Origin of the sequence: Dietzia aerolata, assembly GCF_014144865.1 — a bacterium.
Taxonomy (GTDB): Bacteria; Actinomycetota; Actinomycetes; order Mycobacteriales; family Mycobacteriaceae; genus Dietzia; species Dietzia aerolata.
In genome coordinates, this window is the sequence record NZ_JAALDM010000082.1 from 1 (window position 1) to 14,121 (window position 14,121).

12 protein-coding genes and 1 pseudogene are annotated in these 14,121 nt (G+C 68.2%); 8 read left to right on the forward strand and 5 right to left on the reverse strand.

Annotated elements, in window-relative coordinates:
* Positions 1–55 precede the first annotated feature (55 nt).
* The gene (locus tag G6016_RS05860) at positions 56–2,182 is read right to left on the reverse strand and encodes a PhoX family protein (RefSeq protein WP_182631748.1); all 2,127 of its coding nucleotides are present in this window, start codon (positions 2,180–2,182) and stop codon (positions 56–58) included.
* A 207-nt stretch (positions 2,183–2,389) separates the two neighbouring features.
* Between G6016_RS05860 and G6016_RS05865 the strand changes: the two genes are divergently transcribed.
* The gene (locus G6016_RS05865; protein ID WP_182631749.1) at positions 2,390–3,448 is read left to right on the forward strand and encodes a sn-glycerol-3-phosphate ABC transporter ATP-binding protein UgpC; all 1,059 of its coding nucleotides are present in this window, start codon (positions 2,390–2,392) and stop codon (positions 3,446–3,448) included.
* Between the two features lie 21 nt (positions 3,449–3,469).
* On the opposite strand, the gene G6016_RS05870 is transcribed toward G6016_RS05865, so the two are convergent.
* A complete protein-coding gene (locus G6016_RS05870) occupies positions 3,470–4,294 on the reverse strand; it encodes a siderophore-interacting protein (RefSeq protein WP_182631750.1) in 825 nt (274 codons plus the stop codon).
* A 276-nt stretch (positions 4,295–4,570) separates the two neighbouring features.
* Between G6016_RS05870 and G6016_RS05875 the strand changes: the two genes are divergently transcribed.
* The 4 genes from G6016_RS05875 (at position 4,571) to G6016_RS05890 (ending at position 8,202) form a co-directional block, all read left to right on the forward strand.
* Entirely contained in the window at positions 4,571–5,842 is a 1,272-nt protein-coding gene (locus G6016_RS05875) for an ABC transporter substrate-binding protein (protein WP_182631751.1), read from the forward strand.
* Between the two features lie 281 nt (positions 5,843–6,123).
* Positions 6,124–7,041 (forward strand): carbohydrate ABC transporter permease, encoded by a 918-nt coding sequence (locus G6016_RS05880; RefSeq protein ID WP_241729814.1) that lies wholly within the window; start codon positions 6,124–6,126, stop codon positions 7,039–7,041.
* An 80-nt stretch (positions 7,042–7,121) separates the two neighbouring features.
* The gene (locus tag G6016_RS05885; protein WP_338403536.1) at positions 7,122–7,970 is read left to right on the forward strand and encodes a carbohydrate ABC transporter permease; all 849 of its coding nucleotides are present in this window, start codon (positions 7,122–7,124) and stop codon (positions 7,968–7,970) included.
* Between the two features lie 7 nt (positions 7,971–7,977).
* Entirely contained in the window at positions 7,978–8,202 is a 225-nt protein-coding gene (locus G6016_RS05890; RefSeq protein ID WP_182631754.1) for a hypothetical protein, read from the forward strand.
* Positions 8,203–8,389: 187 nt separating this feature from the next.
* On the opposite strand, the gene G6016_RS05895 is transcribed toward G6016_RS05890, so the two are convergent.
* The 3 genes from G6016_RS05895 to G6016_RS05905 form a co-directional block, all read right to left on the reverse strand.
* Entirely contained in the window at positions 8,390–9,190 is an 801-nt protein-coding gene (locus G6016_RS05895; protein ID WP_182631755.1) for an LLM class F420-dependent oxidoreductase, read from the reverse strand.
* 166 nt (positions 9,191–9,356) lie between these two features.
* On the reverse strand, positions 9,357–9,899 hold the full coding sequence (locus G6016_RS05900; protein ID WP_182631756.1) for a GXWXG domain-containing protein: 543 nt from the start codon (positions 9,897–9,899) through the stop codon (positions 9,357–9,359).
* On the reverse strand, positions 9,896–11,044 hold the full coding sequence (locus tag G6016_RS05905) for an acyl-CoA dehydrogenase family protein (protein ID WP_182631757.1): 1,149 nt from the start codon (positions 11,042–11,044) through the stop codon (positions 9,896–9,898). The genes G6016_RS05900 and G6016_RS05905 overlap by 4 nt, the downstream gene beginning before the upstream one ends.
* Positions 11,045–11,157: 113 nt before the next feature.
* Here G6016_RS05905 and G6016_RS05910 point away from each other — a divergent pair, with 113 nt between their 5' ends.
* The 3 genes and pseudogenes from G6016_RS05910 to G6016_RS05920 form a co-directional block, all read left to right on the forward strand.
* On the forward strand, positions 11,158–12,654 hold the full coding sequence (locus tag G6016_RS05910; RefSeq protein WP_182631758.1) for an aldehyde dehydrogenase family protein: 1,497 nt from the start codon (positions 11,158–11,160) through the stop codon (positions 12,652–12,654).
* 7 nt (positions 12,655–12,661) lie between these two features.
* Positions 12,662–13,711, forward strand: coding sequence for an oxygenase MpaB family protein (locus tag G6016_RS05915; RefSeq protein ID WP_182631759.1), 1,050 nt, complete (start codon positions 12,662–12,664; stop codon positions 13,709–13,711).
* Between the two features lie 185 nt (positions 13,712–13,896).
* A pseudogene (locus tag G6016_RS05920) lies at positions 13,897–14,121 on the forward strand (hypothetical protein); the annotation flags it as partial.

Below are 14,121 nucleotides of genomic sequence, written 5' to 3' on the forward strand. Positions count from 1 at the left end.
GGTCGGGGCGGGCCGGGCCGGGGAGCTGCGCCGGGGAGCTGCGCCGTGCGTCGCGTCAGGAACCGAGCGAGCCCGACGGCAGCAGGCCGCCCAGCGAGCCGGACCCGCCGGAGAAGCCGTTCTTCCAGGCCACGACCGTCGACGGACGCGGCTGCGAGGAGCCACCGTCGGGCCAGTGCGAGGCCGGGTTCTCGATCGTGGCGCCGTCCTTCTCGCCCGGGTGCTGGACGTTGACCAGGACGCGGCCGGCGGTCACCAGCGGGCCACACGTCTCGGCGCCGATCGGCACGGTGAGGAACAGCTTGGTCTCGCCGCGGTTCGGGGCCTCGGTGGCGACGTAGTAGAGGCCGTCGTTGAAGCCGAGCGCGTTGCCGTCGGTGGAGACCCACAGGCTGCCGTTCGGGCCGAACGCCACGTTGTCCGGGCAGGAGATGGGGCTGACCTTGGACTTGTCGAATCCGCCGAAGTAGCTGTCGGCGGCCTCCGGGTTGCCGCACACGAGCAGCAGGTTCCAGCCGAACGTCGTGCCCGAGTGGTCGTCGGAGATCTCCACGACCTGACCGTGCTTGTTGTTGTGGCGCGGGTTGGCCTCGTCGGCGGCAGCCTTGCCGTTGGTACCGCGCTGGGTGTTGTTGGTCAGCGCCATGTAGACCTTGCCGGTGGTGGGGCTGGGCTCCACGTCCTCGGGGCGGTCCATCTTGGTGGCACCCACCTTGTCGCCGGCCATGCGGGTGTGCACCGCGACCTGTTCCGGGGTCATGCCGTCCACATGGGAGACGGCCTTGCCGTCGGCCGCGACAGTCATCAGCGGGAGCCAGGTCCCGCCGCCGTCGAAGGCGCCGTCGGAGGGCAGGGTGCCCGAGCCGTCGATCTCGGTGGCCGGGGAGTTGCCCGAGAAGGTGGCCACGTAGAGGGTGCCCTCGTCGAGGATCTTCATGTTCTCGGCGCGCGCGCTGGCCGAGTTGCCGGGGACGATTTTGCGGCTGGAGACGAACTTGTACAGGTAGTCGAAGCGCTCATCGTCACCGGAGTAGGCGACCACGGTGCCGTCGGCAGTGACGTGGACGGTGGCGCCCTCGTGCTTGAAGCGGCCCATCGCCGAGTGCTTGACCGGGGTGGAGTTGGGGTTCCACGGGTCGATCTCCACGACGTAGCCGAAGCGGTTGACCTCGTTCGGCTCCTTGGCCAGGTCGAAGCGGTCGTCGAAGTTCTCCCACAGACGGCCGGACGGCTCGGCCGAGATCCCGTAACGCCGGAACTGCTCGAGCGTGTCGGCGTCGGTGATGGTGTCGGCGGTGCCGAAGTACTGGTTGAAGTTCTCCTCACCGGACAGCACGGTGCCCCACGGGGTGTGGCCGCCGGCGCAGTTATTCAGGGTGCCCTTGACGTCCGAGCCGGTCGGGTCGGCGTTGGTGCGGGTCAGCGCGCCCACGGCCGGGCCGCGCAGCTCGAACTTGGTCAGCGCGGTGATGCGGCGATTGTAGGAGCCCAGGACCGGGTCCAGGCCGCCGTCGTTCGCGCGGCTGGCCAGCTCCACCACGGACAGACCGTGTGCGGCCCAGGCGATCTCGACCTGCTCGCGGGTGGGGTTGGCCTCGTCGTAGCCGCGGAACATCGACGGCTCGGTCGTGTACTCGTGGTTCGCGATGTAGAGGAAGCGTTCGTCGCGGTCATCCATCGGGAACATCACGGCGAGGTCGCAGTTGAAGCCGTACTGCTGGGCCTGCTTGGCGGCGGTCTGGTTCTCGAAGTCGAACTCGGGCGCACCCTGGATCACCGGGTCGCCCCAGCGGATCACGACGTCGCTGGAGTAGCCCTCGGGGACGGTCACGGCGTCCGCGGTGTTGGGACGGACAGGGGTGAAGTCGGTGGTGATGCCGTCCGCGTTGCCGCCGAGCGATCCGCCGTCGAGAGCGCCGGCGCCCGAGCTCTGCGCCGCGGCCATGGAGGGCATGACCTGGGTGGCGCCGACGGCCAGTGCCATGACGCCGGCGGCCTTGAGGGCGCCGCGGCGGCTGATCTCGGTGGCGATGTCACCGAAGTACGGGTTGTCGGTGGTGTTGGGGATCGGCGCGGAACACGCGTCTCCACACTTGTAGACACAAGTGATGTGCTGACGGTTGGAGATTCCCGCCTCAGCACCTCCCGACGTGGTCAGCGGCAGCAGGCTGCGGATCGACATGCATTCTCCCTGAAAGTATCTGAACCTTTGCGAACGCTGTGACCGTAGAAAGTCCGGACGTCCTGCCGGGTGAGTTGCGGCCACGTCCGGATGAACTGCGGGCGCAGTGCGGGTGAACTTGTCGGTCGGTCGCTACAGTCACCTGTGTTGACCCTCAATTTCGGATCGTCCGGCACGTTCCTGCCGGTGAAGGGAAAGTGACAAGCCGTGTCCGGAGTCAGTTTCGAGAACGTGTCCATCGTCTACCCGGGGGCGACTCGCCCCAGCGTGGACGGGTTGGACCTGCACATCGCCGAGGGCGAGTTCCTGGTGCTCGTCGGCCCGTCGGGCTGTGGCAAGTCCACGATCCTGCGGTCGCTCGCCGGCCTGGAGCCGGTCACGCAGGGCCGGATCAAGATCGGCGACCAGGACGTCACCGGTCGCGAGCCCAAGGACCGGGACATCGCGATGGTGTTTCAGAACTACGCGCTGTACCCGCACTACACGGTCCGGGAGAACATGGGCTTCGCGCTGAAATTGGCCAAGAAGCCCAAGGCCGAGATCGCCGAGCGGGTCGACAAGGCCGCCGAGATGCTCGACCTGATGCCCTACCTGGACCGCAAGCCCAAGGAGCTCTCGGGCGGCCAGCGTCAGCGCGTGGCGATGGGCCGGGCGATCGTGCGGAACCCGCAGGTCTTCCTCATGGATGAGCCGCTGTCCAACCTCGACGCCAAGCTGCGGGTGGCCACGCGCGCCCAGATCGCCAAGCTGCAGCGCGAGCTGCACACCACGATGATCTACGTGACCCACGACCAGGTCGAGGCCATGACGATGGGAGACCGGGTGGCGGTCCTGCGGGACGGCTGTCTCCAGCAGGTCGCGGCGCCGCGTGAGCTGTACGAGAACCCGGTCAACGCCTTCGTGGCGGGCTTCATCGGCTCGCCGGCGATGAACCTTTTCGACGCTCCGGTGGCCGGCGGGATGGTGGCCCTCGAGGGCCTGCGCGTCACCGCCCCGTCGGGGGCGCAGGGCACGGTCACGGTCGGCGTCCGCCCGGAGCACCTGCGGCTCGCCGGTGAGGGCGAGGAGGGGATGCACGCGGTGGTCGACCTGGTGGAGGAGCTGGGGGCGGACAGTTTCCTGCACTGTTCCTCGCCCGACGGGTATCCGCTCGTCTACCGCGCCGAGTCCGCCGATCACCCGCGCAAGGGCGAGGCCATCCGGCTCGTCGCGAAGGAGCGCCAGGTGCGGTTCTTCGACTCGGCCACGGGCGAGCGCCTGCGCTGACGGGCCGCCGTCCCGGCCTGCTCAGCGCCAGTAACCGGTGAAGGAGACGAGGTCCTTCGGCACACCCGAGTCACGGACGAGGAACCGCCGGAGTCCGGTCACCATGGAGGAGGGGCCGGCCAGGTAGGAGTAGGTCAGGCCGTCCGGGACGCCGCGCTCTCGGACGTGGGCGGCAGCGCGAGCGCCCGGGTCGTCGTCATCGCCCCTTATTTCCCAGGCCACCTCGACGCCGGAGGGTCCTGGTAGGTCTCGCACGTCCCCCTGGTTTTTTACTTCGACGACGACGACACCGGTGAGCTCCGGCGGGGCGTCGCGCAGTACTCCCGCGAGGGCGGGCAGGGCGGATTCATCCCCGACCAGCAGCTCGACGGCGGACCCGGCCGGCGGGGCGTAGAGCCGACCCTCGTCCAGGAGTGCGGCCGGCGAGCCGAGTGCGGCGTCGAGCGCCCACCTCAGGCCCGGGCCGGTGTGGGAGTCGTCCACGTACACGTCGAAGTCGAGTTCCGCGGTGGCGCGACCGGCGGCGGGATCGGCAGGACGGAACTCGGCGGTGGTGTAGTTGCGGATCAGCGGGCGACGAGAAGGCGGCGAGAGCGCGTAGCTGGCCATACTGCGCACGCCCATGTCGGGCAGCGTCTTCACCTCGCCGGCGGGGCCGCTCGCCCGGTCGTCTGATTCCGTGGGCAGGAACAGCCGGAACCACTGATCCGCGCCCATGACCTGGTAGTTCGCCAGCTTCTCGCCGGTCAGGGTGAGCCGGAGGAACGACGGGCTGATGCGTTCGCGGGCGGTCAGCGTGACGGGGATCGTGGTCGCGTTGTCGGGCTTGAGCCTCTTTGCTGCCATGAGGGCAGGCTAACCTAACTGATTAAAGTGCGGAAGTCGTTGGTTAATGGGCGTGACTTTATAAATAGTGTTGCTAGAGTGACTGAAGTGATTTGAATCTCGAGCGACCTCCGGCAACGGAACGCCTCGGAACCCGGCGGGGTGATCCACCTGCCGGGTGCGTGTGGGATACGCTCAGCGGGTCCTCAGTGAGATCCGAGTCACATTGATGACGGATCGCTGATTCCTCCGATACGCGTCGGGGGGACGTCGAGACATGACAGTAGGAGAGTTCAGATGGCCGGATTCGGCAGGATTTTCAAGGGAGCGGCGATCGCCTCGGTCGTCGCGCTCTCAGTGACGGCGTGTTCGAGCGACAGTGGTGACTCGGGCGAGCAGGCGGAGGCCGGCACCGAGGCGCGCGGCCCGATCACGTTCGCGATGGGCAAGAACGACGTCGCCACGCTGAAGCCGTTCATCGAGCAGTGGAACGCCGACCACCCGGACGAAGAGGTCACCCTCCACGAGCTGCCCGGTGACGCCGGCGCCCAGCGTGACGTGCTCGTCCAGTCGCTGACGGCGGAGAGCGGGGACTACGACGTCTTCGCCCTCGACGTCACCGACACCGCGCACTTTGCGGCCAACGACTGGATCCAGCCGATCGAGGGCGACACCTCCGTCGACACCTCCGGACTGATCCAGGCGGCCGTCGACTCGGCGACCTACAACGGCACCCTCTACGCCGTGCCGCAGAACACCAACGCGCAGCTGCTCTACTACCGCACCGACATGCAGCCCGAGGCGCCCGCCAACTGGCAGGCCCTCGTCGACTCGTGCAACGTCGCGGTCGAGCGCAACGTCGACTGCCTCCAGATGCCGCTCAAGCTCGACGAGCAGACCACGGTCGCGGCCAGCCAGTTCATCCACAGCTGGGGCGGCGCCGTTGTGGGCGAGGACGGCTCGACCCCCGAGGTCGAGTCCGAGCAGTCGCGCGCCGGCCTCCAGGCCCTCGTCGACGGCTACGAGTCCGACGTGATCGCCAAGAAGTCCGACGCCTTCTCCGAGGAGGAGACCGCGCTCGGCTTCCTCGCCGGTGAGACCATGTACTCCTACAACTGGCCGTACATGTACGACAAGGCCCGCACCGAGGGCCAGCCCGAGGTCGCGGAGAACTTCAACGTCGCGCCGATCCTCGGCCCGGACGGGGCCGGTGCCTCGACTCTGGGTGGCTACAACAACGCCATCAACGTCTTCTCCGAGAACAAGGCGACCGCCGTCGACTTCGTCGAGTTCATCATCAGCGAAGAGGTCCAGATGGGCTTCGCCCAGGCCTCGTTCCCGCCGGTGCTGTCCAAGATCTACGACGACGAGGGACTGCAGGCCGAGTTCCCGTACATGACCGCGCTGAAGGCGGCGCTCGAGAACGCCAAGCCGCGCCCGGTGACCCCGTACTACCCGGCGGTCTCCAAGGCGGTCCAGGACAACACCCATGCTGCGCTCAAGGGCGAGAAGACCGTGGACCAGGCCACCACTGACATGGCCGCGGCCATCCAGCAGGCCGGATCCTGACACGTACCTCCCTGAGGTGACCGTGAGCCGATGAGCTCGCCCGCCTCACGGCGGCACTGTCGTCGACCGGCCGGTGCACGGGTATACGATCCCGTGTGCCGGCCGGTTCGTCGTCGGCGTGCTTCCCGCACACCCGTTGCACCCCACAGCATTCAGGAGGGCCGATGACCGCGAAGCGCCCGGAGACCCTGACGGGCCCGGATCCCGCTACCGGCACCCCGCCGCCGGCGGGCGAACCCCCGGTCCTCATCAAGAAGAAGTTCGACTGGCGGCCGGTGTGGATGGTCGGGCCGCCGCTTCTCATCCTCGCCGTCATCATCGGCTACCCGATCCTGCGGGCCATCTACCTGTCGTTCGTCGGGGATCCCGGGCTCGACCCGGACACCGGCAAGTTCACCGACGGTGAGTTCGGCACCCTCCAGCACTACATCTTCTGGCTGACCCAGACCTGTTCGAGCCCGGCCGGCGGAACCATGCCCTGCGCGCCCGGCAACATCTCCACCGACTTCTGGCCCGCCATGCGCAACACCGCGATGTTCACCGTGGTGACCGTGTCCATCGAGACCGTGCTCGGTTTCTGGATGGCGGTCATCATGGGTCGCAACATCTGGGGCCGCGCCCTCCTGCGCGCCGCGGTGCTCGTCCCCTGGGCGATCCCCACCGCCGTCACCGCCAAGCTATGGGCGTTCATCTTCGCCCCCGAGGGCATCGCCAACTCGCTGCTCGGCCGCGACATCTCCTGGACCACCGACCCCTTCTACTCCAAGGTCGCCGTGATCCTGGCCGACGTGTGGAAGACCACGCCGTTCATGGCCCTGCTGATCCTCGCCGGGCTACAGATGATCCCGCGCGATGTCTACGAGGCGGCCCGCGTCGACGGCGCCACCAAGTGGCAGCAGTTCACCAAGATCACCCTGCCGCTGGTGCGGCCCGCGCTCATGGTGGCGATCCTGTTCCGCACCCTCGACGCGCTGCGCATGTACGACCTGCCGGTGATCCTCATCAGCCCCAACTCCAGCTCGCCCACCGCCACCATCTCCCAACTCGTGGTCAACGAGATGCGAACCGGGCCCAACAGTGCGTCCGCGTTGTCGACCCTCGTGTTCCTGCTCATCTTCGCCGTCGCGTTCGTCATGGTGAAGTGGCTCGGTGCCAACGTGGTCGAAGAACGAACCGGCAAGAAGGAGGAAGTCCGGTGAGCGCCCCCGCCGACCCCGCCGCCAGCCCTGCCCACGGCGACCACGGCGCCCATTCCGCGCCGGCAGCCTCGGACGCCCCGGTGCTCAAGGCGCCCAAGCCTCCGCTGTGGCCCCAGATCCGCACCTACCTCGGTGCGCTGTTCATCCTGATCTGGGGACTCGCGCCGTTCTACTGGATGGTCGTCACGGCGTTCCGCGACAACGTCCACACGTTCTCGCAGAATCCGTTCCCCACCCACCTGACGCTGAACAACTTCAAGCAGGCCCTCGACACCAGCGGCGGCAACGACTTCCTCGCCGCGATCGGCAACTCGGTCCTCATCAGCCTTGTCACCACGAGTGCCGCGATCCTGTTGGGCGTGTTCGCCGCCTACGCGCTGGCCAGGGTCGACTTCCGCGGCAAGTTCCTGGTGTCCGGTGTGGTGCTCGCGGCATCCATGTTCCCCGGCGTCGCGCTACTGACCCCGCTGTTCCAGCTGTTCACCGACATCGGCTGGATCGGTTCCTACCAGGCGATGATCGTCCCCAACATCTCGTTCGCGCTCCCGCTCACCATCTACACGCTCACCTCGTTCTTCAACGATCTGCCGTGGGAGCTGGAGGAGGCGGCCCGCGTCGACGGCGCCACCCGCGGCCAAGCCTTCACCAAGATCATCTTGCCGCTGGCCGCGCCGGCGCTGTTCACCACCGCGATCCTCGCGTTCATCATGACGTGGAACGAGTTCATGCTCTCGAGCCAGCTGTCGAGCCGGGCGACGGAGCCGGTGACCGTGGCCATCGCGCGTTTCGCCGGCAACGACCCCTTCACGCAGCCGTATGCGGCGATCATGGCGGCCGGCTCCCTGGTGACCGTCCCGCTCGTGATCATGGTGTTGATCTTCCAGCGCCGCATCGTCTCCGGCCTCACCGCCGGCGGCCTGAAGAGCTGAGCCGCCGGTGGCACGTTCCGGCGCCGACGCACTGGGCTCCCGTCAGCGGCTAGAGATGCTCGGCGGATTCGTCGGACTGTTCACCGTTCTGGCGCTGGTCAACGCCGTCGGCCTGATCGTCACCGGCAGGCCGTCGATGCTGGCCTCGCTGGTGCTTCTGGCGATGCTCGTCCTGTCCTGGCTGACCTACCGCGCGTGGCGCCGCGCCGACCGCGCCGTCAAGGGCGGCTGAGCAGGCCCTCCCCGCCCGGTTGCAAGACATCTCGTCCACTCCCCACCCGGTTGCAAGACATCGGTCTCAAGTTGCCAGACAATTTTTGCGAAAATTCAGGATCTTTCGCACCTGCTGTCTTGCAACTGGATAGACGTGTCCGGCAACCGGGGCAGCGGGAGCCACGCCGACCGGAGTCCGGCCGAACTCAGCGGCCGTCGCGCCACGCCACCAGCGATTCGACCAGGTCCAGCGGGTAGTCGGGGCCGTTGAGGCCGACGGTGAACAGCGTGATGCCCTCGTCGTGCAGCGCCTCGGCCTTGCGGCGGGCCTCATCGGCGGATTCCGCGCCGCCGATCTCGGTGGAGCGTTCGATTTCGGACGGGTCGCGCCCCACGTCGGCGCAGTGCTCGGCGAGAACGGCCGACTTGTGCCGATAGGTCTCCACGTCGACGAACGAATGCCAGATGTCGGCGTGCCGGGCCACATGCCGCAGTGTCTTGCGCTCCCCGCCGCCGCCGAGCAGGACAGGGATGTCGCGGGTGGGGGCCGGGTTGAGCTTGCGAAGGCGTGCGTCGATGCGTTCCAGCGATTCGCCGAGGTCGTCGAGCCGCGAGCCCTTGGTGCCGAACTCGTACCCGTACTCGGTGTAGTCCCGCTCGAACCAGCCGCTGCCCAGGCCTAGGATGAGTCGCCCCCCGGAGATGTGGTCGACGGTGCGGGCCATGTCGGCGAGCAGGTCGGGATTGCGGTAGCTATTGCAGGTCACGAGCGCGCCGAGCTCCACGCGGTCGGTCTGTTCGGCCCAGGCGGCGAGCAGCGACCAACACTCGAAATGCGGGCCGTCCGGCTCGCCGTAAAGCGGATAGAAGTGGTCCCAGGTGAACACCACGTCCACGCCCGCGTCCTCGGACCGGGCCACGGCGTCGCGCAGCAGGCCGTAGTCGGGGGCGTGCTGCGGCTGGAGTTGGACGGCGATGCGGATGGGGCGATCGGCAGCGGGAGTCATGCGCCCATTCTGCGGGCGGCCGGCACGTGGTGCATCCGAACCAGCTCACGTGGGCCGATGAAGCTTGGACGAATAGCTTGGACGAATCCAGTCGCGAGAAAGCTCAAATTTTCGCGACTGAACTCGTCCAAACGTGGGTGGGTCAGCGGGTCAGTGGGGCAGTGGGTCAGTCGTCGCGGTCGAGGACAAACCAGAAGTGCTCGCCCTCGGAGATGGTGCCGCGTCCGTTCATCACGGCGAGGAGGGTGGTGGGTCGCCCTTGGGCATCGGTGTCGACGACGACGAAATGGTCGATCACCGGCAGCCTGTCGTACACCATCGAGGCAGTCGCCCGACCTCGGAACACGACTTCCCACAGCGCGGCTCCGCCGCCACCGGTCGCCGAGGTATCGGGCGCTACATTTCCGGAGTCGTCGGTGACCAGGATGGGGTCGACCTTGCGGGCGTCCGTGAAATCCTTGCCCCACCAGCGCATTTTCCCGAGCATCCCGAACATTGGATGCCCGGTGTCCAGCCCGGTCCCACGCCAGCGGCTGCCGGCGATGTCCTCGACCCGGGCCGTGGCGAGGGTGTCCCACAGGGCGGAGACCCGGTCGGACGGCACGGTGTCCAGGGCCCGGATCTCGGCGAGCTCGGCGGCTGCTGCGGTCTCCGCGCCTGCCGCGCCCGCCCCGCTCGCCGGACCTCCGGCAGCTCGTCCGGCGCTCACAGGCCGTACGTCTTTCCGATGATGTCGCGCTGGACCTCGTTGGTGCCGCCGTAGATCGGCGAGACCACGGCCTGCCGGACCAGGCGTTCCATGCCGTACTCGGTGGCGTAGCCGTAGCCGCCCATCGACTGCATGCACTCGAGGGTGACACGCTTGCTCAGCTCGGTGGCCTTGAGCTTGACCATGGAGGCCTCGCGCGGGAACAGGGCGTTGGGGTCGGAGTCGTCGATCTTCTTGGCGACCGCGTAGACGAGCAGGCGCGTGGCCTCGATCTCGGTGGCGAGGTCGGCCATGCGGTGGCGGATGACCTGGAAGGAACCGACGGGCCGGCCGAACTGCTCGCGCTCCTTGATGAAGGCCAGGCAGTCGTCGAACGCGCGCTGGGCGACGCCGAGCTGCATGGCGGCCAGGATGAGGCGTTCGGTGTTGAGGCCGGTCATGAGCTGCTGCCAGCCGCCGCCGACCTCGCCCACCACGGCGTCCGCGGGCAGTCGCACGTCGGTGAAGTAGAGATCGTTGACCTCCTTGCCGCCCATGGTGTCGATGCCGGTGATCTGCAAACCCTCGATGTCGGCGGGCACGTCGAACATCGTGATCCCCTCGTGCTTCTTGCCCGAGGAATCGGTACGGGCGACCAGCAGGATGCGGTCCGCGAAGTGGGCATTGGAGCACCAGGTCTTCTGGCCGTTGATGACCCACGTGTTGTCGTCGTCGTCATATTCGGCTTTGCACCTCAGGGCGGCCACATCCGACCCGGCGCCCGGCTCCGACATCGAGATGGACAGGGTCCCACCACCGACGGTGAGCTCGAGGGCCCGCTTGCGCTGCTCCTCGCTACCGAACTTCTGGTAGGCCGCGGCGGTGATGAGGGTGGGACCGATCCCGCCGATGGGGGCCAGGCCCTTCAAGGAGTGCTCCAGCAGGACGCAGAGTTCCACGGCGCCGGCGTCCGAGCCGCCGTACTGCTCGGGGATCGTCAGTCCGAGCCAGCCGAGGTCGGCCATCTTGGCGTAGACCTCGGGGGAGTGGGTGCCGCCCTCGCTGGCCAGCTCGGCACGCTTCTCGACGCTGCCGACCTCGCGCGCGCAGAAATCGTCGATGGACTTGGCGAAGTCGCGCTGCTCTTCGGTGAGGATGTCGAACACGTCGAGCCTCTTTCGTTGCTATAGGGGTGTCGGGATCCGCCACAGTCGACTACTGTGGCCGGTATCACCGTACGCTACATCAAATATATGTGATCTGAAACGGGAGGCCTCCGATGACCACCACCGAGCCGAGCAAGACCGGCCCCACCTTCGCCAGCCTGGACCCGCGCGACGGCACCGTGCTCGCCGAGTACCCGATCGCCGGCGCGGAGGAGGTCGCCCTCGCCGTCGAGCGCGCACGCGCCGCCGCCCGCTGGTGGGCCACGCAGGGGCCGCGCGGTCGTCGCGAGTGGTTGCTCGAGTACAAGCGCGCCATCTCCTGTCGCGCCGACGAGCTGGCCGCGCTGATCTCGGCCGAGACCGGCAAGCCGGACGAGGACGCGACCCTCGAGGTCCTGCTTGCGGTCGGCCACCTGGAGTGGGCGGCCAAGAACGCCAACAAGGTCCTGCGTCGTCGGCCGGTCTCGGCCGGCCTGCTCATGAGCAACCAGGCCGCGTACGTCGAGTACCAGCCGTTCGGCGTGGTCGGCGCGATCGGCCCGTGGAACTACCCGGTGTTCACGCCGATGGGCACGCTGTCCTACGCGATGGCCGCCGGCAACGCCGTGGTCTTCAAGCCCAGTGAGCTCACCCCGGGCGTCGGCGTCTGGCTCGCCGAGGTGTGGGATTCGCTCGGCGCCTCCCAGCCGCTCATCCAGACCATCACCGGCGACGGCTCGACCGGTGCCGCGCTGTGCACGGCGGGGGTCGACAAGCTGGCCTTCACCGGCTCGGCCGCGACGGGCCGCAAGGTCATGGCCGCCTGTGCCGAGTCCCTCACCCCGGTCGTCATCGAGGGTGGCGGCAAGGACGCGGTGCTCGTGGACAAGGACGCGAACCTGGACGCGGCGGTCGACCAGACGGTCTTCGGTGCGATGGGCAACGCCGGCCAGACCTGCGCCGGCGTCGAGCGGATCTACGTGCACCAGGACGTGCACGAGGCGTTCGTCCACAAGTTCGCCGCGAAGGTCCGCGCGCTGACCCCGGGCACCTCGATCAACTCCAGCTACGGCCCCATGACCCTGCCCTCGCAGGTCGACATCATCCGCCGGCACGTCAAGGACGCGATCGCCCGCGGCGGCAAGGCCGTGGTCGGCGGCGAGGAGTCGGTGGGCGAGCGGATCGTCGAGCCGGTCGTGCTCGTGGACGTGCCCGAGGACTCCACCGCGATCACCGAGGAGACCTTTGGCCCGACCGTGGTGATCAACAAGGTGGCTGACCTGGAGGAGGCCGTCGAGAAGGCCAACGCGGTCAACTTTGGCCTGGGCAGCGCGATCTTCACCGGGAACAAGAAGCGCGGTCTCGCGCTGGCCGAGAACCTCGACGCCGGCATGGTGTCGGTCAACTCGTTCCTCGCGTTCGCGGGCATCGCGGCCCTGCCGTTCGGCGGCTCGGGCGACTCGGGCTTCGGCCGGATCCACGGCGCCGACGGCCTGCGCGAGTTCGCCCGCCCGCGCGCGATCACGGTCGAGAAGTTCTCCGCGCCGCTGAATCTCATGACCATGACCCGCAAGCCGCGCGACATCAAGATCGTCAAGTGGATGCTCGCCAACGTTCAGGGAAAGATGTGATCCAGGCATGACCGCCACCACGCCCGGCAGGGCCGGGGAGAGGACGACGACGTCGTCGTCGACCGGGAAGCGGACCCTTCCCGGGGTTTTCGGACCGATCCCGGAGGACCTCGTGGTCGATTCCGATCGCGAGCATCCACTGACGTCGGCCATCCCGGTCAAGCCGGGGCGCTGGTATTGGCGGGATCTCGTCGCGACACTCGATCCGGTGGCCGATGCGGAGGAGATCCATCGCATCACCGCCGCGTACGAGTTCCCGTGGGACTACCAGCGGGCGCTCGAGTTGGCGCTGTACCGGACGTACTGCGTGCCGTCGGTGTCGGCGGTGCTGTCGCAGGCGGGCAATTTCCGGGACAAGCCCCAGCAGCGCTACGACGACACCGCGCTGCTCATGGCCGAACTGGTCGAGCATGGTGTGGACTCGGGCCGCGGCAAGGAGTCGCTGCGGGTGATCAACCGGCAGCACGCGATGTACGACATCACGAATGACGACATGCTGTACGTGCTGTCGACGTTCATCTACGAGCCGCTTGAGTGGATCGACGCCAACGGCTGGCGTCGCCTGCACCCGAACGAGCGGCTCGCCGCGTTCCATTTCTATCGCGGGGTGGGGCAGCGGATGAACATCGCCGACATCCCGGAGGACATGGGCGAATTCCGGCGCTGGCGGGATGACTACGAGGCCCGCGTGTTCCGGTACGCCGACACCAACAACGAGATCGGCAGGTACACGCTCGACCTCATGTGCTCGTGGTTCCCGGCGCCGCTGCGCCCGGTCGTCCGCAAGGGTGTCCAGTCGATCCTCGACGACGACATGGCGCGTGCCTTCGGATTCCCGGCGCCCTCGCCAACCCTGCGCCGTGCCGCGTATGCGGGCATCCGCGCCAGGTCGCGGATCATCCGCTGGTTCCCGGTGCGGCGGAAGCCGTACGGCACGGAGGGCACCGAGAACCGCACCTATCCCGGATACCCGACCGGCTACCGGCCGGCGGACCTGGGCGCGCACCCCATCACGCCGCGCGATCGCCTCGGCGGTGGATGCCCGGTGCCCCACTAGTCGCGGGCTCCCGAAGGGCGACCCGCGGCGCTGCGGGACACGAGAACTGGTGGGGCACTGTGCCCCCGGGTCACACATAGCGGTGTTGGCGTCTGCTGAGAACCCATCGCGGCATGCCGCGTCGGACGAGACACCCAGGGGATCTCATGGCAGCTCACTTGCCCATCGCGCGACCAGACGGGCGTGTGACTCGCCTTCCGCGCGGACGCCGGATCGCGGCGGCACTCGTGGGCGCGGCGGCGTCGGTGGGGTTGGTCCTCGGCGCCGCGGCGCCTGCGGCCGCGCAGTCCGCACAGCCCGGGTCGACGTCCTCGGTGTCACCGCCGAACACCGAGTACGGCCCGCTGCCGGTGCCGTTCGATTTCCGTGCCGGCGTCGTGGCCTCGCTCAATCCCGAGGTGCCGCCCCCC